Source organism: Pseudomonas promysalinigenes (genome assembly GCF_014269025.2).
Taxonomy (GTDB): domain Bacteria; phylum Pseudomonadota; class Gammaproteobacteria; order Pseudomonadales; family Pseudomonadaceae; genus Aquipseudomonas; species Aquipseudomonas promysalinigenes.
This window is the reverse complement of record NZ_CP077094.1, coordinates 3,650,314-3,673,423: the sequence shown is the minus strand read 5'-3', so window position 1 is coordinate 3,673,423 and position 23,110 is coordinate 3,650,314. Positions and strand designations below refer to the sequence as shown.

The following is a 23,110-nucleotide window of genomic DNA, read 5'->3' as shown; positions in this document are numbered from 1 at the left end:
GGTCCTCTCAAGCTTGTGGGGGCGCTGCGAAGGGCACGTCCAGTGGCGCGGTATCGAAATTGCGCAGCAGGTCGATAAGAATCTGCGTGGCCGGGCCCAGGGTCTTTTCTTTGCTCGAATAAAGGTAGAACAGTGGGTGACGGCTGCCACCCTGATCCAGCGGCAGAGGCTTGAGCACGCCGTCGCGCAGTTCGCGTTCGATCATGTGCCGTGGCAGCCAGGCAAAACCCAGGCCGCTGCTGACGAACGTGGTGGCGGTGCCCAGGCTGCCGACCGTCCAACGCTGCTCGGCACCGAGCCAGCCGACGTCGCGCGGTTGGGCGCGGCCGGAGTCGCGGATCACCACCTGCAACTGGCTTTCCAGGTCCTGGAAGGTGATTTCCCTGCCTAGGCGGTGCAGGCTGTGTTCGGGATGCGCGACGGCAACGAACTCCACCGAGCTCAGTTCGGTGCCCAGGTAGCCGCCGATGCTGTAGCTGCTGATGGCAAGGTCGGCGATGCCTTCATGCATCACTTCCTCCACACCCGACAGTACTTCTTCACGCAGGCGCACCCGGCAACCGCGGCTTTGCGGCATGAACGCGGCCAAGGCGCGCACCAGGCGAGCACTGGGGTAGGCCGCATCGACCACCAGGCGTACTTCGGCTTCCCAGCCTTGTTCCATATGGTGCGCAAGGTCTTCCAGCTGGCTGGCTTGCTTGACCAGGTGCCGTGACCGGCGCAGGAGCACGTTGCCGGCTTCGGTCAAGACCGCTTTGCGGCCATCGATGCGTAGCAGCGGCACGCCCAGTTGCTCCTGCATGCGCGCCACGGTGTAGCTGACCGAAGACTGCGAGCGGTGCAAGGCTTCGGCGGCCTGGGCAAACCCGCCATGGTCGACCACTGCCTGCAGGGTTCGCCATTGATCCAGGGTCACGCGTGGCGCTTTCATGTTTCGCTCCTGTTGGCCTAAGCTGCGCTCAAACAAGGAGAGCGCCCATGAACAAATGTTGTGTGGCAATACTGATGTGCCTGCCCTTAACTGCCGTGGCTTACCCCATTGACGTGGAAAAGTCCGTGGACGGTGTCAAGCTGGATTACACCACTTACGACACCGCCTACGATATTGGCTCAATCACGCTGAACAACTATGGGCAAGTGCCGGCCGCCTGCAAGGTCACCTTCCGCAATGGGCCAGAAGCGCCCAGGGTGCGCAGGGTCAACGTGGCGGCGGGTAAAAGCGTCGATGTGACGGCCAATTTCAATCGGCAGATCATCAAGCTGCGCATCGCGCTGGACTGCAAAGCGCAATAAAACTGATTAATCGATAGATTAAACCCACTTTTTACGCTTTTTTATCGATAGGTCAAGCCTTAATCTCACCTCCATCGAATCGCACCCCTTTCTGCCGATGGAGGCAACCCCATGTCCCGCGTACTGATCATCGAAAGCAGCGCCCGCCAGCAGGATTCCGTTTCCCGCCAGCTGACCCGTGATTTCATCCAGCAGTGGCAAGCGGCGCATCCGGCCGACACGATCAGCGTACGTGACCTTGCCGTGAACCCGGTGCCTCACCTGGATGCCGATCTGCTCGGTGGCTGGATGAAACCTGAAGACCAGCGCAGCGCTGGCGAACTTCAGGCCCTGGCCCGCTCCAACGAGCTGACCGATGAAGTGCTGGCGGCCGACGTACTGGTGTTGGCTGCACCGATGTACAACTTCACCATCCCCAGCACCCTGAAAGCCTGGCTAGACCATGTGCTGCGCGCAGGCATCACGTTCAAGTACACCCCCACAGGCCCGCAAGGCTTGCTCACCGGCAAGCGCGCCATCGTACTGACCGCCCGCGGCGGCATCCACGCCGGCGCCGCCAGTGACCATCAGGAACCTTACCTGCGCCAGGTCATGGGGTTCATTGGTATCCATGATGTCGATTTCGTACACGCCGAGGGGCTGAACATGAGCGGCGAGTTCCACGAAAAAGGTCTGAATCAGGCCAAGGCCAAGCTGGCCGCTGTGGCCTGAGGTTCACCGAATTCCCAACCCTGACACCTGTTTTTGCTCCTTTGGGTGTACCTGCCCGGCCTGATGGCCGGGCTTTTTTTGTCCGGGACTTTACGGTTACCTGTACCGGCGGTTTCGCGGGTGAACGCGCCCCCACATTCCCCATGGTTGAACTCACTTGCCGCAACCCGTTAAGGTCGCCGCCTTGATTCACGAGAGACAATCATGGGCTACCTGATAATCGTCGCGCTGATCCAGGCGTTTTCCTTCAGCCTGATCGGCGAGTACCTGGCCGGGCACGTCGATAGCTATTTCGCCGTGCTCGCGCGGGTTGTACTGGCAGGCTTGGTGTTCCTGCCTTTGACCCGCTGGCGCAAAGTCGAACCGCGTTTCCTGCGTTCAATGCTGCTTATCGGCGCGCTGCAATACGGCATCACTTATGTGTGCCTGTACTTGAGCTTCCGGGTGCTGAGCGTGCCTGAGGTACTGCTGTTCACCATTCTCACACCCTTGCACGTGACGCTGATCGAAGACGCACTTAACCGGCGCTTCAATCCGTGGGCGCTGCTGGCGGCCATGGTGGCCGTGGCAGGGGCCGGGATAATCCGCTTCGACAGCATCAGCGGTGATTTCTTCATTGGCTTCTTGTTGCTGCAACTGGCCAACTTCACCTATGCCGCAGGCCAGGTGCTGTACCGTCACTTGGTCGCTCGCAACCCTAGCGACCTGCCGCATTACAAGCGTTTCGGCTACTTCTACCTAGGCGCGCTGCTGGTGGCTTTGCCGGCGTTCGTGCTGTTCGGTAATGCCCAGCACCTGCCGAGCACCGATGTGCAATGGCTGGTACTGCTGTTCCTCGGCCTGTGCCCGACGGCCTTGGGCCTTTACTGGTGGAACAAGGGCGCGTGCCTGGTTTCCGGCGCTACGCTGGCGGTGATGAACAACCTGCATGTGCCGGTGGGGCTGCTCTTGAACCTGCTGATCTGGAACCGTGACGAGCCGCTAGGGCGCTTGTTCCTGGGGGGCGCGATCATTCTTGCCTCGGTATGGCTCAGCCGCCTGGGTAATCGCGCGCAGGCGCCGGTGACCGAAAAGGCCTGATATGCATACCATTTTGGTCATCGTCGCACCGATCTTTGCCCTGATCCTGGTCGGCTTCATTTGCCGCAAGGGCAACAAACTGGGCGAGAAGGCTGCGGCCGAGATCAACAAGATGGTGGTGTGGCTGTGCCTGCCTGCGTTGCTGTTCAAGGTTACAGCCACGGCGATCTGGAGCGAGATCTGGCAACCGGGGTTCATCGTCGCATTCGGCGGCGGTGCCGTGGCCATGTTCATCGTGACCCTGGCCTGGCGGCTTTACCGCGGCCATGGGCTCGTGGCCGCGAGTATCGACGGGCTCAGCGCCGGATACGCCAACACCGGCTACATCGGTATTCCTTTATGCCTGTTGCTGTTCGGCCAGCCAGGGCTGCAGCCCGCGCTGATTTCCTCGCTGATTGTGGTCTGTCTGGTGTTCGCGCTTTCCCTGATGTTGATCGAGATCGGTCTGCAACAAGAACGGCGGATTGGCCGTGCGATGCTGCTGGTGAGCAAGGCGCTGGCGAAGAACCCGTTAGTGATCGCACCGCTGGGGGGTGCGGTTTGGGCCATGAGCGGGCTGGGCTTGGCCGAGCCGGTACTGCATTTTCTCGACATGCTGGCATTGGCCACCACGCCTTGCGCGTTGATCTCGTTGGGGGCGTTTCTGGCAGAGAAACGCCCTGAGACCACAGCCAGCCCGTGGCCACTGGTGGGCCTGAAACTGATCGGCCAGCCGGCGCTGACCTGGGTGCTGGCGTTCAAAGTGTTCAGCCTGCCCACCATGTGGGCGGCATCGGCGGTATTGCTCGCCGCGCTACCGACGGGCACAGGCCCGTTCATGCTGGCCGAGTACTACAACCGCGAGGCGGGGCTGATTTCGCGCACTATTCTGTGGTCGACCGTGGTGTCGTTGGCGAGCTTGACCGGCTTGTTGTACCTGTTGGGGTATGCGGGGTAGCTGAGGGCCTCTGGGCGGGTCGAACCCGCTCCTGCGGTCATCCATAGGTGCAGGTAAGCTTCGACTGACTGCCAAACAGCCTCGATGACCTCAAACCTCGCTCAGGTCTTCCAAGCGCTGGGAAATCGGCTCTTGCCCAACTCGCCCAGCCAAGCCTGTGCGCATGTCATTACCACTGGGCTGCTGATACAGACTCAACCCAAACTCCGGCAGCACCGCCAGCAGGTAATCGAAGATATCCCCCTGAATCCGCTCGTAATCGGCCCACACCGTGGTGGTGGTGAAGCAGTAGATCTCCAGCGGCACGCCTTCGGCGGTCGTCTGCATCTGGCGCACCATGCAGGTCATGTTCGGGTGCACGTCGGGGTGGTTACGCAAGTACGCCAGGGCAAATGCGCGGAAGGTGCCGATATTGGTCAGCTTGCGTCGGTTGGCCGAAAGCTCCGCCACGGGCCCCAGCGCCTCGTTCCAGGCCAGCAGTTCCTGGCGCTTGCCGGCCAGGTAGTCGCCGAGCAGGCTCACCTGGCTCAGGCGTTGTTCTTCATCGCGGGTCAGAAAGCGTACCCCTGCGGCGTCGATGAACAGGCTGCGCTTGATGCGTCGCCCACCGGACTGTTGCATGCCGCGGTAGTTGCGAAACGACTCGCTCATCAGGCGCCAGGTAGGGATCGAGACGATGGTCTTGTCGAAGTTCTGCACCTTCACCGTATGCAAAGTGATGTCCACCACATCGCCATCGGCGCCGACCTGGGGCATTTCGATCCAGTCGCCCACGTGCAGCATGTCGTTGCTGGTCAGCTGCACGCTGGCGACGAACGATAGCAGCGTGTCCTTGTAGACCAACAGCAGCACGGCCGACATTGCACCCAGGCCAGACAGCAGCAACAACGGTGAGCGGTCGATCAGGGTGGCGACGATGACGATGGAGGCGAAGATCCACAGCATCATCTTGGCCAGTTGCACATAACCCTTGATCGAGCGGGTGCGGGCATGTTCGGTGCGGGCGTAGATGTCCAGCAGGGCATCGAGCAAGCACGACAAAGCCATGGTCATGAACAGCAGGGTGAATGCCAGTGCCAGGTTGCCGAGAAAATGCTGGGCGGTATCGGAAAGCTCCGGTACCAGCTTGAGGCCGAACTGGATCACCAGCGAAGGCGTGGTCTGGGCCAGGCGGTGAAATACCTTGTTATGGCGCAGATCGTCGAGCCATCGCAGCGCTACCTGGCGGGCCAGCAGGCGTGCGCCGTGCAGTACCAGAAAGCGTGCCAGGCGGCCAAGTACCAGAGAAATCACCAGCAGCACGGCCAGGCCAATGGCGGCGTGCAGCAAAGGATGTTGATCGAGCGTGCCCCACAGATCGAGGCTGTCACGCCAGATGCGTTGGATGTCCATAAACTTCTAAACCTGTCTATTGCAGTGAAACGAGGGGCCATTAGAGCGCGGAAGCCGACAAAGTTGCCAAAAGAAATTCGGCTAAGGCGGCAGAAAACGTTACCCTATGCAACTGAATTTCCCGCACTTGCCTGAGGTTACCTCCGTGTTCTCCCAATTCGCCCTGCACGAACGCCTGCTTAAAGCCGTGGCCGAGCTTAAATTTGTCGAGCCGACCCCGGTGCAGGCGGCGGCCATTCCTCTGGCCCTGCAAGGGCGCGACCTGCGCGTCACTGCGCAGACTGGCAGCGGCAAGACCGCAGCATTCGTGCTGCCGCTGCTCAACCGCCTGGTGGACCTCAAAGGCGGGCGCGTCGAGATCCGCTCGCTGATTCTGCTGCCGACCCGCGAGCTGGCCCAGCAGACCCTCAAGCAGGTTCAGCTGTTCTCCCAGTTCACCTACATCAAGTCGGGCCTGGTTACCGGCGGTGAAGACTTCAAGGAACAGGCCGCCATGCTGCGCAAGGTGCCCGACGTGCTGATCGGCACCCCGGGCCGGCTGCTCGAGCACCTCAATGCCGGTAACCTTGACCTGTCCCATGTGCAGGTAATGATCCTCGACGAAGCCGACCGTATGCTCGACATGGGCTTCGCCGAAGACATGGAGCGCCTGTGCAAAGAGTGCGAGAACCGCGAGCAGACCCTGCTGTTCTCCGCGACCACCGGTGGTGCTGCGTTGCGCGACATCATCGGCAAGGTGCTCAAAGACCCTGAGCACCTGATGCTCAACAGTGTCTCGCAACTGGCCGAAGGCACTCGTCAGCAGATCATCACCGCCGACCATGACCAGCACAAAGAGCAGATCGTGCAGTGGCTGCTGGCCAACGAAACCTTCGACAAGGCGATCATCTTCACCAACACCCGGGCCTTGGCCGACCGCATCTATGGCCACTTGGTGGCCAAAGACGTCAAAGCCTTCGTGCTGCATGGCGAGAAGGACCAGAAGGATCGCAAGCTGGCCATCGAGCGCTTCAAGCAGGGTAGCTCCAAGGTGCTGGTGGCCACCGACGTGGCGGCCCGTGGCCTGGATATCGACGGCCTGGACCTGGTGATCAACTTCGACATGCCGCGCAGCGGCGACGAGTACGTGCACCGTGTGGGCCGTACCGGCCGTGCCGGTGGCGAAGGCCTGGCCATCTCGCTGATCACCCACAATGATTGGAACTTGATGTCCAGCATCGAGCGCTACCTCAAGCAGCAGTTCGAGCGCCGGGTCATCAAGGAAGTGAAGGGCACCTATAACGGGCCTAAGAAGGTCAAGGCTTCGGGTAAGGCAGCCGGCACCAAGAAGAAAAAGGTCGAGAAGAAGTCTGGCGAGAAAAAAGCCGCTGCCAAGCGCAAGCCGACTGCCAAGCCTCGTGCTAACGCACCCTTGGCCAGCGCTGACGGCCTCGCGCCGCTGAAAAAGCGCAAGCCTGCGGCTGAATAAGGGTTCAGCATTGTCCGGCATCCTCGTAGCGCGGCACTGCGAGGATGCCAAAAGAGACAGTTACGCTTTTTTCTCTGCTTTTTTTAGCTCTTCGATCCGCTTGTCGATCAATTGGCATTTGTCGGGCAAGTCTTTGCTCGCCGTTCCAAGCTCCATCCCCTGGAGTTCGTCATTGATCTGCTTGGCTTTCTGCGGGTTCTGTTCGGTCAAGTGGCTGACCAACCCAGCGAGCTCTTCGCGTTTTTGTGTCGCCTGCTCGGGCGTGCAGGCCCAGGCGGGCAGTGCGCAGCACAAAGCGCTTGCACAGGCGATGTTCAGCAGCGGTTTCATCCCTATACCTCCGGCGAGTGTGATGCCCGGTGGAGGTGCCTGGGTGAAATTAGGTTCAGTAGCAACGACCGACGGTTTCTTGGGAGGTGCTTTTCGACAGGCAGTCGTCCCTTCACCATCGCCAGTGCCGAGTAGGCGCACAGTGCTCAAGAGCACTGCCATATCCGGCACCTGCGCAACCCCAAGCTTTTCTGAACACTCATGCCTGGCTACAGGTCCCAAGCTGTGCACCCTTTCGTCCACAGCAGGAGGCCATTTCCATGAGCAGCACCTATGACTGGGACCTGATCGAGCGGTTGTTGCACGAAGTGCAGAACGGCGCCGGTCAAAGCTTCACCCCGCGCCCTTATGCCGAGCAGCACGCCGCAGCGCTGGCTGCCAAGGGGCAGGCGGTGAGTGATCTGGATCACCTCAAAACGCGCGCTTGCCAATATGAGAAGTTGTTGTTCGAGCGTGGTTATATCGAGAGCCGGCCGCAGGAGGAGGGCGGCAATGGCGAGAATTTCGTGCTGACCGCACGGGGCTCGCGACTCTTGAGCCTGATCGACAGCAGTATCCCTGGCTTCGAGCACCCACGGCAGGTGTTGGACGATCAGGCCGATGCGCTCGAGGTCGCGACTTTCGACCATGTGGCGTCGAAGGCACAAATAGCCGGGGGCGCCATCTAGGGCTGGCCAGAAGGGCGGCGGTACCAGGATAATCGGTAGTTCTTACCAACACTGCCGAGCCGCCGCCCATGCCAGCATCTGACCTGAAGGCCCGCCCATGAGCGCGGCCCGTAAGAACCCTGACGCCTTTGCCTTCCAGGTAATGCTGGGCCTATGCCTGATTTGGGGTTGCCAACAAGTGCTGATCAAAACGGCGGCCGTCGATATCGCCCCGGTGATGCAGGCTGCCCTGCGCAACGGCATTGCGGGGGTTCTGGTTGGCCTGATGATGTGCTGGCGCGGCGGCTGGGAGCAGGTAGGCCGTACTTGGCGCGGTGGCCTGTTGGCCGGTGGCCTGTTCGGCTTGGAGTTTCTGTTCATCGCCGAGGGTCTGAAGCTGACATCGGCAGCACATATGTCGGTCTTCCTGTATACCGCACCCGTTTTCACGGCGTTGGGCTTGCACTTCATGTTGCCGAGCGAACGATTGCGCCTGTTGCAGTGGCTGGGCATCCTGCTGGCGTTTGCCGGCATCGCGATGGCCTTTGCCGGCGGCATGTCATTCACCCAGATGGATGGGCGCACGCTGCTTGGCGATGCTTTGGGAGTCCTTGCCGGGCTGGCCTGGGGCGCCACTACCGTGGTGGTACGGGGCTCACGGCTTTCAGAGGCCCCGGCAACCCTGACGTTGTTCTACCAATTGGCGGTGGGTTTTGCCGGGTTATTGCTGATCGCTTTGGTCAGTGGGCAGATTGAGGATGTGACACTGACCCCGCTGGCAGTGGGTAGCGTATTGTTCCAAGGTGTTGTGGTTTCGTTCGTCAGCTACCTGACCTGGTTCTGGCTATTGCGCAAATACTTGGCCTCCAACCTGGCGGTATTTTCGTTCATTACCCCGCTGTTCGGAGTGACATTCGGGGTAGTGCTGCTGGGTGAGCCTTTGAGTGTGAATTTTGTATTGGGGGCGGTGATGGTATTGCTGGGCGTAGTGCTGGTGAGTGCGGAGCCTTGGGTGAAGCAGCAACTGCGCAAGCTTTTAGGTTGAGGTTCAAGTCGCGCTCAAGTAGCTCGCGGGTGCATTGAGCACAGCACCAATCGGTGGGAGCGGCTTCAGCCGCGAAGAGGCTGGCCAAGCCAGTTGCTCCCGCCGATTGGGGATCACCTCAATACCTGTCCAGCCCTTGTACTTTCACCCACGAAAGGGCCGACGCTGATCCTCAGGCTCGGGTTGCCACCTCGCAATGTATGGCGCTCGAGCCCTTGCTCAACACCAACACCCCGGCTAGCCCCAGCCCAGATGCAGCCAGTGCCAGTGCTGGCTGGAGGCTCCCGCTGTAGTGATTGCTCAGCGCGGCCAACAGCGGGCCACTCAATTGTCCGAGGGCGAAACATGCGGTCAACAGCCCCGCGTTGCGTTGGGTGGCATGGGGAGCCAATTCCCGCGAGCGCTGCATCACCAGCTGCATGCACGCAAGGAAGGGGCCGCCGCAGAGCACCACACCCAGTGCCAGGCCCGTAGCACCGCCCACAAGGCACGCCAAGACCCCCAACGCTTGCAGCCATAGCATGGCTGTCAGCCAAGATGATGTGCGGCCCCTCTTGCGCAGGCTTACCAACACCACGCCTAGGGCTGCAGCTATCCCGAACGCAGGCCAGAACAGGTCAGCCATCCAGTTGCCAGCAAACTGCTGATCAGCCATCTGTGAAAGGAAGGTAGCGGGCAAGATGTAACCGACGCCGTACAAGGCGTAGACCAACCCTAGCCGGCCTATGCCGACATGGCGGTTTGCGCTTGAGTACGAGGCGGTGGGTACTGCAGTAGCCTGCAGGGCGCGGGGCAGCCAAGGGCGCAAGAGCAGCAGCATGACCAGCGCCGCCACCGCATAGATCAGCCAAAGGGCTGCCGAACCCAATGCCAGCGAGTGCGCAACCAGTGCCAGTAAGCCGGTCAAGGCAATACCCAATCCGGGGCCTGCGAATACCAGTGCCCCGAGGCGCTGACGCTGATGAGCATTGGCCACTTGCTGGCTGAGACTGGTGATCATGACCAGCACCCATGCACTGGCCACGCCTGTGCCAAAGCGCAACAGGACATGGCCCCAGAAACCCTCTGCCGCCCACGAGGCGAAGGTCAGCAGCACGCACATCCACAGCCCACCATGAAGCCGCAATTGCACGTGGCGTGGGCCCCGCGCGCGCATGCCGTCCAAGGCTCCTAGCAGGTAGCCCAGGTAGTTGGCGGCAGCGATCAGCCCGGCGGCGGTGAGGTCGAACTGCCCTTCAGCGATCAATTGCGGCAATTGCGGTGTGAGGGCGAAGCGACCGATCCCCATTGCCATCATCAGGGCCACGGCACTGGCCAGCAGTTGTACGAGCGGCGACATGAGCTCTCTCCGTGTGTGATGAATGCGATGAATGGGAGCTTAAAGTCGATTGCAGTTTCAATAAAATTGAATAATGATGATGAAGTTGTTCATTTTTGGAGAATGCTTTGGAGTTCAGTCAACTACGCATCTTCCAGGCCGTGGCCGAGGAGGGTTCGGTCACGCGTGCTGCCGAGCGTCTGCACCGCGTGCCGTCAAACCTGTCGACGCGCCTGCGGCAGTTGGAGGAGCAGCTGGGTGTGGAGCTGTTCGTGCGCGAGCGCCAGCGCTTGCAGCTATCCCCAGCGGGTAAGGTACTGCTGGATTTCACCCACCGCCTTTGGGCATTACGCGAGGAGGCCGTGGCAGCAGTGCAGGGCGGTCAACCGGCTGGCGATTTCGTCCTCGGCACTATGTACAGCACAGCTGCCATTCACTTGCCCCCCTTGTTGGCGCGTTACCACCAGCAATACCCTGCCGTGAATCTGCAGGTGCGGGCAGCGCCCAGTGGCGAATTGCTCGAAGGCCTACTCAGTAATCGCTTGGATGCGGCACTGGTGGACGGCCCGCCTCGCTTGGCAGGGCTGGACGGCGTGCGTTTGTGCGATGAGGTGTTGGTGTTGATTACCTGTCCTCAGCATGCAGAGGTGCGCAGTGCCAAGGACGTGGCTGGCAAAGCGGTGTTCACGTTCCGCCAAGGCTGTTCCTACCGTATGCGTTTGGAAGCCTGGTATGCCCATGAGCACACGCCCATGGGGCGGGTAATGGAAATCGAGTCTTATCAAAGCATGCTGGCCTGCGTGATTGCCGGCGCTGGGGTGGCCCTGATGGCGCAGTCGATGTTAGATAGCCTGCCTGGGCGCGATCAGGTCACGGCGCACCGCTTGCAGGCGCCGTTCGATCATGCGCAAACCTGGTTGATGTGGCGCCAAGGCATGTGCGGGGCGAATTTGCAGGCTTGGATTGATTTGCAACAAAGGGAAACGATTAGCCAGTCGTCGGAATGCGCCGTTTCCGCTTGATCCGCGTCAAACTAGGCCATATCTGTAAGAATAAGGGCATGCGTAGTACAGAGCATCGGACTATGATCTGTATGAAACATCGCAGGATTGAATTGCCGTGAGGCTGACCCGTCAAGGGGGCATTATGAGAAACCAAATGTTCAACTGGCTCCACGACCTCGGCGTCGCCTTGGGGCTGATTCCACCACCCTTGCAGCCGGTGCCGATCCCGACTGATGAAGAGCAGCGCAAGCGCCAGCCGCGCCGTCGCTGAGATGCAAAAAAGGCCGCAGCACCTGGACAGGTGCTGCGGCCTTTTTGTTTCTGCTGCATCTGCTTGGGCATCATTGGTCCGTTCGCGGCTAACCCTGCACAGCAGGCCCACAGGGTTGCAAAGCCGTGATAACCGCGAGGGTGCGAGCTAGCCTGCGAAGAGGCCGCTGCAGGCTAGCCCATCAGGCCAGCTTTACTTCACCCACCGGTTTGCGCGACAGCACGCTCACCAGCACGAAGCTCACCAAGCCAACCACCAAGCTGTAGTAGATCGGCGTATTGGCATCCAGCCCGTCCTTGAACATGAACAACAGCGCGGTGGCAAAGCCCAGCGACATGCTGGCAATGGCGCCTGCGGTGGTCGCACGCTTCCAGAAAATCGCACCGATCAACGGGATCAGCATGCCGCCGACCAGCAGGTTGTAGGCCAAGGTCAGGGCGCTGATCACATCGTTCACCGCCATTGCGATGCCCAGCACCACCAGGCCTGTGAGCAGGGTGAACAGGCGGCTGACGCCCAGGCTGGACTGCTTGCCGCCTCGCAGCTTGGGCAACAGGTCTTCGGTCAGGGTGGTCGAGGCTGCCAACAGGCCGGCACTGGCGGTGGACATCATCGCTGCCAGGGCTGCCGCCATCAGCAGGCCACGGATGCCTTCGGGCAGTTGCCCTTTGATCATCTCAGCGAAGGCGTTGTTCGGGTTGGCAAGGTCAGGCATCAGTACGTGGGCGCACATGCCGATCAGGGCGCATGCCAGCCCGTACAGCACGCAGTACACACCGGCAGTGGTGCCGGCGCGCTGGCAGACCTTCGCGTCACGGGCAGTGAAAACCCGCTGCCAGATGTCCTGGCCGATCAGGATGCCGAAGAAGTAGATCAGGAAGTAGGTGATGATGGTGTCCCAGCCGATGGTGGTCCAGCTGAAGCTGGCCGCTGGGAGTTTGGCCACCAAGGTATCCCAGCCGCCGGCCTTGTACAGGCAGATGGGCAGCAGGATGAACATCAGGCCAACGGTCTTGATCACGAACTGGACGATGTCGGTGAGGGTGAGCGACCACATGCCGCCGATGGTCGAGTACACCACTACAACGCCGCCGCCGAGCAGTAGCGACACCCAGAACGGCACATCAAGCAGCACTTGCAGGACGGTGGCCATGGCCAGGGTCGAGGTCACCCCGATCATCAGCGCATAGGCCAACATGATTGCCGCACTGGCCTGGCGGGCCATAGGGTTGTAACGGCGTTCCAGCACCTGGGTGACGGTGAAGATCTTCAGGCGCAGCAGTGGTTTGGCCAGGAACAGGTTCAGGGCGATGATGCCCAGGCCCAGAGCCGCACACAGCCAGAACCCAGAGATGCCATGCACGTAGCCCAGCCTAACGGTACCGACGGTGGATGCACCACCCAATACGGTTGTGGCCATGGTCCCCATGTACAAGGTAGGGCCGAGGTTGCGCCCGGCCACAAGGTAGTCTTCGTGGGTTTTCGCGCGCCGCATGCCGTACCAGCCCAGCCCGAGCATGCCGACGGTATAGATCATTACAACAATGATGTCCAAGGCCATTGGGGGTCTCCCGATTATCTTTATTATGGCGAGATCGACCACTCGGGCGCGTCGTGGCGCCCGGCGGTTTTGTCTTGTGTTGGCGGGCCTCTATGGCCCTCCCTCATGGCTCCTGCCGGGGTTCAGCGGTATCAGCGGCGCACTACGCCTGGCAGCACGCAGAGCATTTCGAACAGCAGGTTGGCGCCGAGCAGCGAGGTGTTGCCGGTGGTGTCGTAAGGCGGGGAGACTTCAACCAGGTCACAGCCGATCAGGTCCAGGCCGTGGCAGCCGCGAATGATCTCCATCGCCTGAATGGTGGTCAAGCCGCCGATTTCCGGGGTACCGGTGCCAGGCGCCCATGCCGGGTCGATGCCGTCGATGTCGAACGACAGGTACACCGGGCCACCACCGACTTTCTCGCGCACTTCGGCCATCAGCGGCTCAAGCGACTTGTGCCAGCACTCTTCGGCCTGCACGACACGAAAGCCCTGGCGGCGGCTCCAGTTGAAATCGTCGGCGGTGTAACCCTGGGCACGCAGGCCGATCTGCACGACGCGGTCGCAATCGAGCAGGCCTTCTTCCACGGCGCGGCGGAAGGTGGTGCCGTGGGCGATCTTCTCGCCGAACATATGGTCGTTGACGTCGGCATGGGCATCGATGTGTACCAGGCCAATCTTGCCGTGCTTCTTGTGCAGGGCACGCAGGATCGGCAGGGTGATGGTGTGGTCGCCACCCAAGGTCATCGGGATGATGTTGTGTTCGAGGATCTCGTCGTAGGCCTCTTCGATGATGCGCACGGCGTCGAGCAGATTGAACGTGTTGATAGCCACATCGCCGATGTCGGCCACCGACAGCGAGTCGAACGGGGCAGCGCCTGTAGCCATGTTGTAGGGGCGGATCATCACCGATTCGGCGCGGATCTGCCGCGGGCCGAAACGGGTGCCGGAGCGCAGCGAGGTGCCGATGTCCAATGGCACGCCGATGAACGCGGCGTCCAGGCCTTCGGCACTTTGCAGGTGGGGCAGACGCAGCATGGTGGCGATGCCGCCGAAACGCGGCATTTCGTTGCCGCCCAGTGGTTGATGCAAAACTTTGTCCACGGTGGGCCTCATCAGTCGGTCGATTGTTGTGTTTGTTCGAACCTGTTCCGCCGCGCGCCTTCAAGGGCTCAATGCTTGGCGGGCAGGGACGTTTCGGCCAAGTCTGCGCAAGGTAGTGCGTAGGAAAAATCGCTACCGGCAAATACTTACTTCAGGAATTTCTGAACTAACGCCGGTCGCAGCGGTTAGACTTCCCGCAAATACTGCTGCGGAACTGTTGCACCATGGCCTCGACCTTGCCCGACCTGAAACTGCTACGCATCTTCGTCAGCGTGGTGCGCCATCAGGGCTTCGCCAATGCCCAGCGCGAGCTGAATCTGTCCACCTCGGCCATCAGCACCTACATGAGCCAGCTCGAAGGGGCCTTGGGGCTTGTACTGTGTCACCGTGGCCGGGGCGGTTTCAGCCTGACCAGCAAAGGTGAACTGTTTCACCAGGAAACCTTGCGCCTGCTGGCTGAACTGGACGGCTTCGAGCAGTACGCCGCTGCGCTCAAGGGCGAGTTGCGCGGCACTCTGAACCTGGGGGTGATCGACTCGACCGTCGGTGATCGCGCGCTACCCTTGGCCGAGGTCATCGGTGCCTATAGCCAGGAACACCCCGCTGTGCATTTGCACCTGTCGGTTTCCAGCCCTTACGAGTTGCAGCTCGGGGTGCAGGACAACCGCTTGGATCTGGCCATTGGCGCATTCTCGTCGCGTATGAGCGGCCTGCTTTATCAACCGCTCTACCGCGAGCAGCACTGGCTGTATTGCAGCAGCCGCCACCCGTTGTTTGCCGAACGGCGCATCCCGGAGCAAGTGGTGACCCAGCAACGCATGGTCGGGCGCGGTTATTGGAGCCAGGCGGAGCTGGCTCGGCACGGTTTCAAACACAGTGCCGCGACCGTGGAAAGTATGGAGGCGCAGCTGATTCTGATCCTGTCTGGGGCTTACATTGGTTATCTGCCCGAACATTATGCGCAAGCATGGGCGGACAAGGGTGACCTTCGAGTGCTATCGCCTGCGACTTTCGGCTATCAGGCGCCATTCTCGTTGATCATCCGCCGAGGCCGTAGTCGCGAACCGCTGATTCAAACGTTCCGTGACCTGCTTAAAAGCCAGCTCTACGCAGGATGACGGGAACGTTCTGGATAAATTTTTTCGAGTGCTACTCATGTCCTTCAAAAGTTGACCGCTAACTTGCTAGCGCTCTGCTAAATAAATAAAGGCGCGTTGATTATCCACTCATCTTGAAAGGACCGTTTGAGATGCGGATGAATATGCCCGTCACCGAGCACGAAAGAACCTTCCCCAGCGAACAGCGCCTGATCTCGACCACGGACCTGGACAGCCGCATCACCTATTGCAACGACGCCTTTGTGGCGATCAGCGGCTTCACCTACGAAGAATTGGTTGGGCAGCCGCATAATCTGGTGCGTCATCCGGACATGCCCGCTGCCGTGTTCGCCCATATGTGGGAAACCATCAGGCAAGGCAAGCCGTGGATGGGGGTGGTCAAGAACCGGGCTAAAAATGGCGATTTCTACTGGGTAAGCGCCTACGTCACGGCGATTTATGAAAATGGCCGCATCAGCGGTTACGAGTCAGTCCGCTCCGTGCCAAGCCGCGAGCAGATCCGCCGCGCCCAAGCGCTCTATGCGCGCCTGCGCGGCGGCAAGTCGGCGGTTCCGGCGGCGGCTCGCCTGGGCTACGTACTGGGGCATGGTTGGCCTCTGCTCGGGGCTGGCCTGGTGTCGGCGGCGGCCTATCTGTGGCTGCCGCCCTACGGGGCTTTGGCGGTGCTGATGGCAAGCATGCTAGTGGCCTGGTGCGTACTCGAACAGCAACAGAACCGAGCGATCCGCCGCACCCTTGCCGAGCATCCCAAAGCCTTCACCAGCCCATTGGTGGCCCTGACCTACAGCGACAACAGCGGCCTGCGTGGCCAGCTGGACCTGGCGATCATCAGCGAGGAGGCGCGTTTGCAAACCGCGCTTACTCGCCTGGTGGATGCTGGCATTGGGGTCAAATCGCGGGCCGCTCAGTCGGCCGACTTGTCCGATGCCCAGGCTCAGATGCTCGACCGCCAACGCAGTGAAACCGACCAGTCGGCCACTGCCATTGCGCAAATGGCAGCGACCATTGCGCAAGTGACCGTGAATGTGCAGAGCACTGCCCATGCTGCCGGTGATGCCGATCAGCTGGCCCAGCATGGCAGCGAACTGGCCCAGCAGAGTCTCAAAGCCATGGGGAGCATGAGTGAAGCTGTCAGCGACATCGGCCAGGCGGTCAATGCCCTGGCTCAGCAGACCCAGTCGATCGGCAGCGTGGTCGATGTGATCACCTCGATTGCCGAACAGACCAACCTGCTGGCGCTCAATGCCGCCATCGAGGCGGCCCGAGCCGGGGAGCAGGGTAGGGGCTTCGCAGTAGTGGCAGACGAAGTGCGCTCATTGGCGCAGCGTACGCGCTCGTCCACCGACGAGATTCATCAGATCATCGCCTCGTTGCGCGCCGGGGCCGAGCGGGCGGTCAGCACGGCCAGCCGGGGCGAGCAGATTTCCCGAGACAGCGTGCACAGCGTTGAGGCCGTGCAGGCGGCGCTGGCCGGCATCGCCCAGGCGGTGAGCCGCATCACTGGCATGAGCCAGCAGATGGCTACCGCATCGGAGCAGCAGAGCCATGTAGCTGAGGACATCAACCAGCAAATCGTGCGTATAGCTCATCTGTGCGACCAGACGGCGGGGCAAGCCAAACAGGGAGCCGAAATCAGCCAGGAACTGGAGCGGATGGCCGAGTACCTGCATAGCCTGGCGGAGCGTTTCAACCGCTGAGGCCCTTGGCCCGCAAAGCGGGCCCAAAATCACGGCATATGGCAAAATACTCCGCCAACGGAGAACCTCATGCCCAGACCCCGCTGCGATCGCTGCCAGCGCCCGCTCGACCATTGTCTTTGCCCACTGATCCCCAACCTTGGCAGCCGCACCCGTGTGCTCCTGCTGCAGCACCCCAGTGAAACCGCCCACGCATTGAATACCGCGCGCCTGGCCGCCTTGGGCCTGGTCAATGCCGAACTGCGGGTTGGGGAGGTGTTCGATGATCTGGCCGAGCTGCTGGCGACGCCGGGTTATCGCCCTGTGCTGCTGTTCCCTGGCGAGCAGGCCCAAGCGCTGGCTGCCTATTGCGAAACCGACGATAGGCCATACCTGTTGATCGTCCCCGACGGCACCTGGCGCAAGGCGCGCAAATTGCTGTATTTGAATCCGCTGCTTGATGCTCTGCCCCGAGTGACCCTGGCTGAGGTGACACCCTCGCGCTATCGCCTGCGCAAGGCCCCGGAGCCGGGGGCGGTGTCGACCATCGAGGCCGTGGTGCAGGCGTTGAACGTGCTGGAGCAGCCAGCCAGTTTCGATGAGCTGCTGCGGCCGTTCGAGGCGTTGATCGAAGGGCAGATCAAGGCGATGGGGGCTGAGGTGTTCGAGCGCAATCATGGTTGTTAAGGCTTCTGCGCGCGAACCCCACAGAAATAACTGGCCCGAAACAAACGCAGGACTGAGGGGGGGGCACCTGGCCGCCCTCACGAAATCCCCCTCAGTCACCGCTCGCGCAGCGCCTCGGTTCGTGCCTTGAGCACCGGCTTGAGCAGATAATCCAGCACACTTTTCTGCCCAGTGATGATATCCACCGTGGCCACCATCCCGGGGATGATCAGCAGCGGCTTGTTGTCCCCGCCCAGGTGGTTCTTATCGGTTCGCACTTGGATCAGATAAAACGCGTTGCCCTTTTCATCGGTTACGGTATCCGCGCTTATCAGCTCCAGCTTGCCCTTGAGCCCGCCATAAATGGTGTAGTCGTAGGCGCTGAACTTGACCATGGCCGGTTGCCCCGGGTGCAGGAAGGCTACGTCCTGCGGGCGCACCTTGGCCTCGATCAGCAGGTTGTCTTCGATCGGCACGATCTCCACCAGATCGCTGCCTGGCTGCACCACACCACCGATGGTGTTGACCTTGAGCAGCTTCACGATCCCGCGCACGGGTGACACCACGGTGGTGCGGTTGACCCGGTCGTCGATGGCGATACTGGTGGCGGTTATCTTGGACAACTCGGTGCGTTTGTCGTTGAGCTCTTTGGCTGCGTCCGAGCGGAAGCTTGCTTCGGACTCTTCGATCTTGCTCTTGATCTCGGCGATCGCCGCTTCGGCCCGTGGGATGGCCAGGCTGGTGGCGTTGAGTTGGCCACGTGCCTCCACGGTGCGCTGTTTGAGGCGAAGAATTTCCACTGGGGAAATGGCCCCTTTGCTGACCAAGGGCGCCGACATGTCCGTTTCCTGCTGCAGCAGCGCTACCGCCGAGCGGTATTGATCGACTTTGGAGCGAAATTCGGCAAGCTCCTGGTTCTTCTGCCGTAGTTGCTCGTTGAGGGTTTGTTTTTCGCTGGCCAGGCGTCGCTGACGCGAGCCATACAGGGCAATCTCGTCTTCAGCGACCTGGGGGGCTTTGGCGCGCACTTCGTCCGACAGCACGAAGGGCCGCCCCTCGGCCTCTGCCGCTAGGCGCTCGACCTGGGCTGTCAGGGCGTATCGGTCGGCTTCGCTTTCGCCTTTGTTGGACTTGAAGCGGGTGTCGTCCAGACGCAGCAGCGTGGCACCTTTCTCGACCATCTGGCCTTCGCGCACGAAGATTTCGGTGACGATACCGCCTTCAAGGTTCTGCACCACCTGCACTTTGCTTGATGGGATGGCCTTACCTTCACCTACCGTCACTTCGTCGAGCACCGCCAGGCTCGCCCAGACCAGCGCCGCCAGTAACAGTGCTGCAGCCAGCCATACGGTCAGGCGCGAGAAGCGAGGCGAATCCTGTAAGGTGGCGCCGGCCAATTCCGGCATGTAGTCATGTTCGGCCCGTTTGTCGGTGCCATGGCCGCTGCGTACGTTGTGCGTGAGAGGCATGGTGAACTCCTACAAAGCAGAGCCAATACGACCTTTGCGCAGGGCGTCGACAACGGCATCTTTCGGCCCGTCTGCGACGACTTTGCCGTTGTCCAGCACCACCAGGCGGTCCACCAGGCTGAGCATGGAGGTGCGGTGGGTGACCAGCAGCAGGGTTTTACCGGGCACCCAGGCAAGCAGACGCTGGCGCAGTTGCTCTTCGCTGCTGTTATCCATGTGGCTAGTGGGTTCGTCCAGGATCAGGATCGGCGGCTCCAGCAGCAGTGCGCGGGCCAGCAGCACGGCCTGGCGCTGGCCGCCGGACAGCAGCTGCCCGCGTTCGCCCACTGGGCGATCGAAGCCGTTGGGGTGCTGCCTGGCCAGTTCGCTGACCCCGGTCAGTTCGGCTACTTCCAGCATGCGTGCATCGCTGATGTGGCGTGCGCCCAAGGTCAGGTTGTCACGCAGGCTGCCGGCCAGCAGTGATAGGTCATGGGCAACGTAGCCGATCTGGCTGCGCAAGTCGGCGATGTCCAGTTGGCGCAAGTCGAGGTTGTCCAGCAACACCTGGCCCTCATCGGGGTGGTGAAAACCCATCAGCATGCGGCCCAAGGTGCTTTTGCCCGAACCGCTGCGGCCGATGATGCCGATACGCTCGCCCGGAGTTACCACAAGGCTCACATCCTGCAGGGCTGGGTTTGTCTGCCCTGGGTAGCGGAAGCTGACGTGGCTCAGCGCCAACTCGCCTTTGAGCGTGGTGTGCTCCAACGCTTGCTGGTCGGGCTGACGTTCCTGGGGCAGGGCCATCAGGGCGTCGGTGCTGCGCATGGTCAGCTGTGCCTGCTGGTAGCGGGTGATCAAGCCGGCGATCTGCCCCAGCGGTGCCAGTACCCGGCTACCGAGCATATAGCTGGCGACCAGCGCGCCGACGCTGAGGTTACCGGCGATGATGCTGTACACGCCGGCAACGATGGTGGCCATGCCGCAGAACTGCTGGATGAACAACGTGCCATTGCTGGCCAGCGATGACAAGTTACGGGCATGGGCATCGAGCCGGGCGATGGCGGCGTTGGTGTGTTCCCATTGGTACTGACGCTCGCTTTCTGCACCGCAGGCTTTGAGGGTTTCCAGGCCGCCAAGGGTTTCGATCAGAAGCGCCTGGCGCACGGCGCCCAGGCTCAGGCTTTTTTGCACGGTGTCGCGCAGGCGGGCTTGGATCAGCAAGGCAAAGCCTACCGCCACCGGGAAGGCGATCAGTGGTATGGCTACCAGCCAGCCGCCGAGCAGGCCGATCACCAACAGCATCAGGGCGACGAAAGGCAAGTCGATGATGCTGGTCAGGGTGACCGCGGTGAGGAATTCACGCAGGCCCTGGAAGTCGTGGATACTTTGGGCGAAGCCACCGATGGTGGCGGGCTTGGCCTTCATCGCCATCCCGGTGATGCGTTCGAACAGCGTGGCGGAGAGAATCAGGTCAGTCTTCTTGCCGGCTTGGTCGAGCAGGTGGGCGCGGACCATGCGCAGCACCAGCTCGAAGGCGGTGCCGATGAACAACCCGGCCACCAGCATCCACAAGGTCGACAGTGCCTGGTTGGGCACTACCCGGTCATAGGTCTGCATGACGAACAGCGGCACCATCAGGCCCAGCAGGTTGATCAGCAGGCTGGCCAGCAAAGCGTCGCCGTACAGCCAGCGGGAATGGCGCAAGGTATCGCGGAACCAGGCGTTGACCCTAGGGAGCAAGGGGGCGCGCACGTCTTCCAACGTATGCCGCGGGCGGGCGAACAAGGCGTGGCCGTTGTAGGCTTGCTCCAGCGCCTGACGCTCTACCCATTGCTCACCACCGTCGGCCTCGCAGGGCAGAATCAGCGCGCGGCCGTCTTCCCCCCAGCGCTGCAAGACCGCGCTGCGGCCATTGCCTAGCAATAACAGCACAGGCAGGTTCAGTGCCGAGATGTCGTCCAGCGCCCGCTTGAGCACCCGTGCTTGCAAGCCTGCGCGTGCGGCCGCCCGTGGCAGCAGCGCTGGGCCCAGGCGCTGATGGGCCAGCGGCAGGCCGCTGCACAGGCCGGCCCGGCTGGCTGGCCGGCCGTGCAGCCGGCATAGAATCAGCAAGCCATCGAGCAGTGGGTCATCGACATCCGGGCGCGGCTGCGCACTTTGCATACTGGTCACGATGGCCTCCTCCCGTCAGGGTGGATGGGTAGCTGTGCGGGTGATGCAGGCCAGCGCGAACGAGGCTTAGCGCATATCGGGCAGCCTGGCCTCGGTGCGAACATCGTTAGTAGCGATGGCCTCTGGTGGTAGCGAGATGCGCTGCTTGCTCAGCAGTTCACCCATGGTCGCCAGCACACGGTACATCGAGAACTCTTCGGTGTAGCGCACTTCGGTGTAGCGACGGTTGGCGTTGTACAGCTCGTTCTCGCTGTCGAGCACATCCAGCAGAGTGCGCTGGCCAAGGCCGAACTGGTCTTGGTAAGCAGCACGGACGCGTTGGGTGGTTTCGGCGTACTCACGGGCAGTCGGTGTTTGTTTACGCGCGTTGTTCATCGCGTTCCAGGCCAGGCTGAGGTTTTCGGTCAGCTCGCGCAATGCATTGTTGCGGATGTCCAACGCCTGATTGATCTTGTGCGCATCCGATTGCAGGCGGGCCTTGTCACTGCCGCCGCGGAACAGGTTGTAGCTGAGCTCGACGCCAGCCTGCCAGTCGTTGTTGCTGTGGCCTTTCTCGCCACCCAGGTTGTTGTTGGCACCAGTGGCCAGCACTGCGTCCAGGCGTGGATAGAACGGCGATTTGGCGACTTCGTACTGCTTCTCGGCAGCGTTGACGTCAGCCTGGGCAGACTTGAGGTAAGGGTTGTTCTGGCGCAAGCCTTCACGTGCTTCATCGAGTGTGGTTGGCATCTCGATCTTTACCGACTGCGGCCCCTCCAGCTCGTCGGGCATACGGCCGACCACGCTGTAGAAGTTGGCTTCGGCATCGGCGAGGTCGACCTCGGCGGTGTCCAGGTTGTTTTCTGCCAGCGCGCGACGGGCACGGGACTGGTCGAGGTCGGCGGTGCTGCCGACGCCACGCTCACTGCGCAGGCCGATCTGATCGTTGACGCGCAAATGGGCTTGCAAGTTGTTCTTGGCCAACGTCACCAATTCACGACGCTTGAGCACTTCCAGGTAGACCTCGATGGCGCGCAAGGCAACGTCTTGAGCGACCGCCTGGGTGTAGTAGGCGCGAGAGGTGGCTACCGCTTCGGTGCGGCCCACTTCATTGGCAGTGTTGAAACCGTCGAAAATCATCTGCCGCAGGCGCAGCTCGGACTGGGTGTAGTTCAGGGTTTCCTTGTTGTGGTTTCTGCTGCCGTCGGCATTTAGGCCGCGGGTGTTGAGGTTGTCCGAGCGCTGGCGCCCGTAGCCTGCAACCAGATCCACGCTCGGGTAGTAGCCGCCCCGGGCAAATTTCACATCTTCATCGGCGGAAAGCTTGCTGTTGCGGTTCGAGCTGATTTGCGGGTGGTAGTCAACGGCGCTCTGGATAGCTTCGTTGAGGGACATCGCCTCGACGTTGGTGCATGCGATAGCTAGCAGCATCGCGCTGGCGAGGGGGGTTAAAACACGCATGGGGTTACTTCTCCCTGGTCACAAAAAAAATCTTGGATTCGCCAATAAAATGGCGATTTTTATAGTTCGAATAGTTTCACGTTTGTAACAACAGAGCTAAGAACATTTGACGTCCGACCTAAGAAGATTTTGTCATAAGTCCTATGCGAAAAAAAACTTATGCGGTCTATCAAAAGCAAGACATTGTTTCCTTCATGAGAATTCGCGAGCCTTTGCAGCCCGCGACTTACGAGCATTTTATAAAGTTCCATAGATTTTTGGCCAAGAACGCGAGACGGATAGGTGAAAGCAGTATTTGGCGACAGAAATTTGGCGCTTAGTTACGCCGGCTCTAATAGTTTCTATCGCCGCAGTAGTGCCTGAGAGAACGATTCTCACCGTTGAGATTTTTCGAACTCCATGCCCACACCTGCCTGCGCTAAGTCATTGGCTGAAATAGCTGATCAGG

General features: G+C 61.1%; 21 protein-coding genes. 12 read left to right on the top strand and 9 right to left on the bottom strand.

The genetic code is table 11. From position 1 onward, the window contains the following. Positions 1 to 7: 7 nt before the first annotated feature. Positions 8 to 931, bottom strand: a complete 924-nt coding sequence (locus HU725_RS16635; RefSeq protein WP_060479813.1) for a LysR family transcriptional regulator — start codon at positions 929 to 931, stop codon at positions 8 to 10. A gap of 47 nt (positions 932 to 978) precedes the next feature. On the opposite strand from HU725_RS16635, the gene HU725_RS16630 reads away from it, so the two are divergent. The 4 genes from HU725_RS16630 (at position 979) to HU725_RS16615 (ending at position 4,021) form a co-directional block, all read left to right on the top strand. Beyond that, the gene (locus HU725_RS16630) at positions 979 to 1,293 is read left to right on the top strand and encodes a hypothetical protein (protein WP_060479814.1); all 315 of its coding nucleotides are present in this window, start codon (positions 979 to 981) and stop codon (positions 1,291 to 1,293) included. A 111-nt stretch (positions 1,294 to 1,404) separates the two neighbouring features. After that, positions 1,405 to 2,004, top strand: coding sequence for an FMN-dependent NADH-azoreductase (locus HU725_RS16625; protein ID WP_060479815.1), 600 nt, complete (start codon positions 1,405 to 1,407; stop codon positions 2,002 to 2,004). 204 nt (positions 2,005 to 2,208) lie between these two features. Next, complete coding sequence (locus HU725_RS16620) at positions 2,209 to 3,084, top strand: carboxylate/amino acid/amine transporter (protein WP_186478950.1); 876 nt, start codon at positions 2,209 to 2,211, stop codon at positions 3,082 to 3,084. Position 3,085: 1 nt separating this feature from the next. After that, a complete protein-coding gene (locus tag HU725_RS16615; RefSeq protein WP_186478951.1) occupies positions 3,086 to 4,021 on the top strand; it encodes an AEC family transporter in 936 nt (311 codons plus the stop codon). Positions 4,022 to 4,111: 90 nt separating this feature from the next. On the opposite strand, the gene HU725_RS16610 is transcribed toward HU725_RS16615, so the two are convergent. Further along, complete coding sequence (locus tag HU725_RS16610; RefSeq protein ID WP_186478952.1) at positions 4,112 to 5,413, bottom strand: mechanosensitive ion channel family protein; 1,302 nt, start codon at positions 5,411 to 5,413, stop codon at positions 4,112 to 4,114. 106 nt (positions 5,414 to 5,519) lie between these two features. On the opposite strand from HU725_RS16610, the gene HU725_RS16605 reads away from it, so the two are divergent. Continuing rightward, positions 5,520 to 6,881 (top strand): DEAD/DEAH box helicase, encoded by a 1,362-nt coding sequence (locus HU725_RS16605; protein WP_186478953.1) that lies wholly within the window; start codon positions 5,520 to 5,522, stop codon positions 6,879 to 6,881. A gap of 60 nt (positions 6,882 to 6,941) precedes the next feature. Here the strand turns inward: HU725_RS16605 and HU725_RS16600 are convergent, their stop codons facing one another. Continuing rightward, positions 6,942 to 7,211: a hypothetical protein gene (locus tag HU725_RS16600; RefSeq protein ID WP_060479822.1), complete on the bottom strand. Its 270-nt coding sequence runs from the start codon at positions 7,209 to 7,211 to the stop codon at positions 6,942 to 6,944. 260 nt (positions 7,212 to 7,471) lie between these two features. Here HU725_RS16600 and HU725_RS16595 point away from each other — a divergent pair, with 260 nt between their 5' ends. Both HU725_RS16595 and HU725_RS16590 read left to right on the top strand, forming a co-directional pair. Then, entirely contained in the window at positions 7,472 to 7,879 is a 408-nt protein-coding gene (locus HU725_RS16595) for a hypothetical protein (protein WP_060479823.1), read from the top strand. Positions 7,880 to 7,976: 97 nt separating this feature from the next. After that, the gene (locus HU725_RS16590; RefSeq protein WP_186478954.1) at positions 7,977 to 8,903 is read left to right on the top strand and encodes a DMT family transporter; all 927 of its coding nucleotides are present in this window, start codon (positions 7,977 to 7,979) and stop codon (positions 8,901 to 8,903) included. Between the two features lie 172 nt (positions 8,904 to 9,075). Here HU725_RS16590 and HU725_RS16585 read toward each other — a convergent pair whose 3' ends face one another. Next, a complete protein-coding gene (locus HU725_RS16585) occupies positions 9,076 to 10,242 on the bottom strand; it encodes an MFS transporter (RefSeq protein ID WP_186478955.1) in 1,167 nt (388 codons plus the stop codon). A gap of 107 nt (positions 10,243 to 10,349) precedes the next feature. Here HU725_RS16585 and ptrR point away from each other — a divergent pair, with 107 nt between their 5' ends. After that, positions 10,350 to 11,243 carry a putrescine utilization regulator PtrR gene (ptrR, locus tag HU725_RS16580; RefSeq protein WP_186478956.1) on the top strand — a complete coding sequence of 298 codons (894 nt, stop codon included), beginning with the start codon at positions 10,350 to 10,352 and terminating at the stop codon, positions 11,241 to 11,243. Between the two features lie 124 nt (positions 11,244 to 11,367). Continuing rightward, complete coding sequence (locus tag HU725_RS23020; protein ID WP_288442230.1) at positions 11,368 to 11,496, top strand: PA1414 family protein; 129 nt, start codon at positions 11,368 to 11,370, stop codon at positions 11,494 to 11,496. 181 nt (positions 11,497 to 11,677) lie between these two features. Here HU725_RS23020 and HU725_RS16575 read toward each other — a convergent pair whose 3' ends face one another. Together HU725_RS16575 and speB are read right to left on the bottom strand one after the other, a co-directional pair. Continuing rightward, the gene (locus tag HU725_RS16575; RefSeq protein ID WP_186478957.1) at positions 11,678 to 13,057 is read right to left on the bottom strand and encodes a sodium:solute symporter family protein; all 1,380 of its coding nucleotides are present in this window, start codon (positions 13,055 to 13,057) and stop codon (positions 11,678 to 11,680) included. A gap of 131 nt (positions 13,058 to 13,188) precedes the next feature. Beyond that, positions 13,189 to 14,139 (bottom strand): agmatinase, encoded by a 951-nt coding sequence (gene speB, locus HU725_RS16570; RefSeq protein ID WP_060479828.1) that lies wholly within the window; start codon positions 14,137 to 14,139, stop codon positions 13,189 to 13,191. A 224-nt stretch (positions 14,140 to 14,363) separates the two neighbouring features. Here speB and HU725_RS16565 point away from each other — a divergent pair, with 224 nt between their 5' ends. The 3 genes from HU725_RS16565 to HU725_RS16555 all read left to right on the top strand — a co-directional run bounded on the left by HU725_RS16565 (position 14,364) and on the right by HU725_RS16555 (position 17,620). Next, the gene (locus tag HU725_RS16565) at positions 14,364 to 15,257 is read left to right on the top strand and encodes a LysR family transcriptional regulator (protein ID WP_060479829.1); all 894 of its coding nucleotides are present in this window, start codon (positions 14,364 to 14,366) and stop codon (positions 15,255 to 15,257) included. Between the two features lie 131 nt (positions 15,258 to 15,388). After that, positions 15,389 to 16,954 (top strand): methyl-accepting chemotaxis protein, encoded by a 1,566-nt coding sequence (locus HU725_RS16560; protein ID WP_186478958.1) that lies wholly within the window; start codon positions 15,389 to 15,391, stop codon positions 16,952 to 16,954. Positions 16,955 to 17,023: 69 nt separating this feature from the next. Next, positions 17,024 to 17,620: a tRNA-uridine aminocarboxypropyltransferase gene (locus HU725_RS16555; RefSeq protein ID WP_186478959.1), complete on the top strand. Its 597-nt coding sequence runs from the start codon at positions 17,024 to 17,026 to the stop codon at positions 17,618 to 17,620. A 95-nt stretch (positions 17,621 to 17,715) separates the two neighbouring features. Here the strand turns inward: HU725_RS16555 and HU725_RS16550 are convergent, their stop codons facing one another. The 3 genes from HU725_RS16550 to HU725_RS16540 all read right to left on the bottom strand — a co-directional run bounded on the left by HU725_RS16550 (position 17,716) and on the right by HU725_RS16540 (position 22,662). Then, positions 17,716 to 19,068 carry an HlyD family type I secretion periplasmic adaptor subunit gene (locus HU725_RS16550; RefSeq protein WP_186478960.1) on the bottom strand — a complete coding sequence of 451 codons (1,353 nt, stop codon included), beginning with the start codon at positions 19,066 to 19,068 and terminating at the stop codon, positions 17,716 to 17,718. Positions 19,069 to 19,077: 9 nt separating this feature from the next. Then, positions 19,078 to 21,213: a type I secretion system permease/ATPase gene (locus HU725_RS16545; protein WP_186478963.1), complete on the bottom strand. Its 2,136-nt coding sequence runs from the start codon at positions 21,211 to 21,213 to the stop codon at positions 19,078 to 19,080. 75 nt (positions 21,214 to 21,288) lie between these two features. Beyond that, the gene (locus HU725_RS16540) at positions 21,289 to 22,662 is read right to left on the bottom strand and encodes a TolC family outer membrane protein (protein WP_186478961.1); all 1,374 of its coding nucleotides are present in this window, start codon (positions 22,660 to 22,662) and stop codon (positions 21,289 to 21,291) included. Between the last annotated feature and the right edge of the window lie 448 nt (positions 22,663 to 23,110).

What these genes read in the sequence shown, in the direction of transcription:
- HU725_RS16635 (WP_060479813.1), bottom strand. Translation starts at nt 931, where the DNA reads ATGAAAGCGCCACGCGTGACCCTGGATCAATGGCGAACCCTGCAGGCA.
- HU725_RS16630 (WP_060479814.1), top strand. Translation starts at nt 979, where the DNA reads ATGAACAAATGTTGTGTGGCAATACTGATGTGCCTGCCCTTAACTGCC.
- HU725_RS16625 (WP_060479815.1), top strand. Translation starts at nt 1,405, where the DNA reads ATGTCCCGCGTACTGATCATCGAAAGCAGCGCCCGCCAGCAGGATTCC.
- HU725_RS16620 (WP_186478950.1), top strand. Translation starts at nt 2,209, where the DNA reads ATGGGCTACCTGATAATCGTCGCGCTGATCCAGGCGTTTTCCTTCAGC.
- HU725_RS16615 (WP_186478951.1), top strand. Translation starts at nt 3,086, where the DNA reads ATGCATACCATTTTGGTCATCGTCGCACCGATCTTTGCCCTGATCCTG.
- HU725_RS16610 (WP_186478952.1), bottom strand. Translation starts at nt 5,413, where the DNA reads ATGGACATCCAACGCATCTGGCGTGACAGCCTCGATCTGTGGGGCACG.
- HU725_RS16605 (WP_186478953.1), top strand. Translation starts at nt 5,520, where the DNA reads ATGCAACTGAATTTCCCGCACTTGCCTGAGGTTACCTCCGTGTTCTCC.
- HU725_RS16600 (WP_060479822.1), bottom strand. Translation starts at nt 7,211, where the DNA reads ATGAAACCGCTGCTGAACATCGCCTGTGCAAGCGCTTTGTGCTGCGCA.
- HU725_RS16595 (WP_060479823.1), top strand. Translation starts at nt 7,472, where the DNA reads ATGAGCAGCACCTATGACTGGGACCTGATCGAGCGGTTGTTGCACGAA.
- HU725_RS16590 (WP_186478954.1), top strand. Translation starts at nt 7,977, where the DNA reads ATGAGCGCGGCCCGTAAGAACCCTGACGCCTTTGCCTTCCAGGTAATG.
- HU725_RS16585 (WP_186478955.1), bottom strand. Translation starts at nt 10,242, where the DNA reads ATGTCGCCGCTCGTACAACTGCTGGCCAGTGCCGTGGCCCTGATGATG.
- HU725_RS23020 (WP_288442230.1), top strand. Translation starts at nt 11,368, where the DNA reads ATGAGAAACCAAATGTTCAACTGGCTCCACGACCTCGGCGTCGCCTTG.
- HU725_RS16575 (WP_186478957.1), bottom strand. Translation starts at nt 13,057, where the DNA reads ATGGCCTTGGACATCATTGTTGTAATGATCTATACCGTCGGCATGCTC.
- HU725_RS16565 (WP_060479829.1), top strand. Translation starts at nt 14,364, where the DNA reads ATGGCCTCGACCTTGCCCGACCTGAAACTGCTACGCATCTTCGTCAGC.
- HU725_RS16560 (WP_186478958.1), top strand. Translation starts at nt 15,389, where the DNA reads ATGCGGATGAATATGCCCGTCACCGAGCACGAAAGAACCTTCCCCAGC.
- HU725_RS16555 (WP_186478959.1), top strand. Translation starts at nt 17,024, where the DNA reads ATGCCCAGACCCCGCTGCGATCGCTGCCAGCGCCCGCTCGACCATTGT.
- HU725_RS16550 (WP_186478960.1), bottom strand. Translation starts at nt 19,068, where the DNA reads ATGCCTCTCACGCACAACGTACGCAGCGGCCATGGCACCGACAAACGG.
- HU725_RS16545 (WP_186478963.1), bottom strand. Translation starts at nt 21,213, where the DNA reads ATGCAAAGTGCGCAGCCGCGCCCGGATGTCGATGACCCACTGCTCGAT.
- HU725_RS16540 (WP_186478961.1), bottom strand. Translation starts at nt 22,662, where the DNA reads ATGCGTGTTTTAACCCCCCTCGCCAGCGCGATGCTGCTAGCTATCGCA.